This window comes from Micromonospora sp. DT41 (genome assembly GCF_049841715.1).
Classification (GTDB): domain Bacteria; phylum Actinomycetota; class Actinomycetes; order Mycobacteriales; family Micromonosporaceae; genus Micromonospora; species Micromonospora profundi.
In genome coordinates this window covers 1-763 of the sequence record NZ_JBNCKU010000053.1, presented here as the reverse complement: position 1 = coordinate 763, position 763 = coordinate 1, and the positions used below count along the sequence as shown (strand labels likewise).

The window sequence follows — 763 nt, the reverse complement described above, 5'->3', positions numbered from 1 at the left end:
ACCTCCGGCCTACCGAAACCATCGACGCAGATCACGCAGACACGCCGACGACCGTCAGCCTTTCAACCTCTGTAGCTGCTGATCAGGTTAGACCTGCTGATTGGATCCGCAGCCCCGGTGTACGCGGCAATCAAGGGATTGCCTTTAGGCGACCGTGCTCTGCGGCGACCGCCGCAGATGCATGGTTGTCGGGATCCGTGACGGCGAGGACCTTCGTCAGACCCCGGCTGAATGCATCGGCGAGGACGGCGTCTGCTGCTTCGGTGGCGTAGCCGCGTCCCCAGGCGTCCGGATGCAGGTGCCAGCCGATCTCGACGTCGTTTGGCCCGCCCGAGGGCTCGCCGGCCGACAGGGGAATCGGCTTGAGCAGAAGGTTTCCCACCAGGCGGCCATCCGTGGCCCTGGTGATGGCCCAGATTCCGTGGATCGGGTCGTCGATGGCGAGCCGGCGTGCGATCGAGGCGAGTGCGTCCTCGCGGGTGCTCATGGTCGTGGGATGCGCGCCCAAGAAGCGTACGACCTCCCAGCGCGACTCGAGATCCAGAAGGAACTCGGCGTCGTCATCGCGCCAGGGGCGCAGCAGGAGGCGGTTGTTCGTGATGGTGCGCATGCCACCGAATCTAGCCAGTGCCGAGCAACGCGCCTCGAGCCGACCTCCTTCGCACGCATCTGCCGCTGTCGGAGCACGGGCGGCGAGCACGACGGACCTGCGTACGCTGCCGTGGTGCAGATCGACTTGGTGGCCCTGATCGTTGACGAGTAC

At 65.9% G+C, this 763-nt stretch carries 1 pseudogene; it reads right to left on the bottom strand.

What is annotated here, in order from left to right:
* Window positions 1-151 precede the first annotated feature (151 nt).
* Window positions 152-610, bottom strand: a pseudogene (locus ACLQ23_RS31565) (GNAT family N-acetyltransferase); the annotation flags it as partial.
* Between the last annotated feature and the right edge of the window lie 153 nt (window positions 611-763).